This is a genomic window from Salinimicrobium xinjiangense DSM 19287, from assembly GCF_000423585.1.
GTDB lineage: Bacteria > Bacteroidota > Bacteroidia > Flavobacteriales > Flavobacteriaceae > Salinimicrobium > Salinimicrobium xinjiangense.
Genome location: NZ_AUIG01000050.1, coordinates 1 through 1,516, shown reverse-complemented (window position 1 = coordinate 1,516; position 1,516 = coordinate 1). Strand labels below are relative to the sequence as shown.

Annotated in this window: 1 rRNA gene; it reads right to left on the bottom strand. The window is 48.7% G+C overall.

Annotated features, from left to right (window positions below):
* Window positions 1-1,256 (bottom strand): 16S ribosomal RNA (locus G564_RS0113065); the annotation flags it as partial.
* Between the last annotated feature and the right edge of the window lie 260 nt (window positions 1,257-1,516).

Genomic DNA, 1,516 nt, shown 5'->3' with positions numbered 1-1,516 from the left:
CCCAGTGGCTGCTCTCTGTCCTTACCATTGTAGCACGTGTGTGGCCCAGGACGTAAGGGCCGTGATGATTTGACGTCATCCCCACCTTCCTCACGGTTTGCACCGGCAGTCTGGCTAGAGTTCCCGACATTACTCGCTGGCAACTAACCACAGGGGTTGCGCTCGTTATAGGACTTAACCTGACACCTCACGGCACGAGCTGACGACAACCATGCAGCACCTTGTAATCTGCCCGAAGGAGGAGGTGTTTCCACCCCTGTCAGACTACATTTAAGCCCTGGTAAGGTTCCTCGCGTATCATCGAATTAAACCACATGCTCCACCGCTTGTGCGGGCCCCCGTCAATTCCTTTGAGTTTCATTCTTGCGAACGTACTCCCCAGGTGGGTTACTTATCACTTTCGCTTAGCCACTCAGCTCTCAATCGAGCCAAACAGCTAGTAACCATCGTTTACGGCGTAGACTACCAGGGTATCTAATCCTGTTCGCTACCTACGCTTTCGTCCATCAGCGTCAGTAAATTATTAGTGATCTGCCTTCGCAATCGGTATTCTATGTAATATCTATGCATTTCACCGCTACACTACATATTCTAACCACTTCATAATTACTCAAGGTATGCAGTATCAATGGCAGTTCTACAGTTGAGCTGCAGACTTTCACCACTGACTTACGTACCCGCCTACGGACCCTTTAAACCCAATGATTCCGGATAACGCTTGGATCCTCCGTATTACCGCGGCTGCTGGCACGGAGTTAGCCGATCCTTATTCATACGGTACCGTCAAGCCCCTACACGTAGGGGTGTTTCTTCCCGTATAAAAGCAGTTTACAACCCATAGGGCAGTCTTCCTGCACGCGGCATGGCTGGATCAGGCTCTCGCCCATTGTCCAATATTCCTCACTGCTGCCTCCCGTAGGAGTCTGGTCCGTGTCTCAGTACCAGTGTGGGGGATCTCCCTCTCAGGACCCCTACCTATCGTAGCCATGGTAAGCCGTTACCTTACCATCTAGCTAATAGGACGCATACTCATCTTTTACCGCCGAAACTTTAATCATTCAAGTGATGCCACTAAATGATACTATGGGATATTAATCCGGGTTTCCCCGGGCTATGCCCCTGTAAAAGGTAGATTGTATACGCGTTACGCACCCGTGCGCCGGTCGCCACCATCCGAAGACGTGCTGCCCCTCGACTTGCATGTGTTAAGCCTGCCGCTAGCGTTCATCCTGAGCCAGGATCAAACTCTTCATCGTTAAATCTTAAATAAATTTACAATTACTAAGGAATTCCTCTTCTTCACCCCGATAGCTATCGGGGATCAAAGCTCAAAACGTTCTTCTAGTCTTAATTCTTATTATTTGCATCATACTATAAATAGTATGATACGCGCTGTCAATTCAATATGTCAATGAACGGCCCCTCTGTCCTATCGGACATCTCCCCAATGGGGAGAAAACTTCCGACTAACCAGAAGGCTTCTTGTTGTTGAAATAAAAGGAGTTGAACCTTTTCT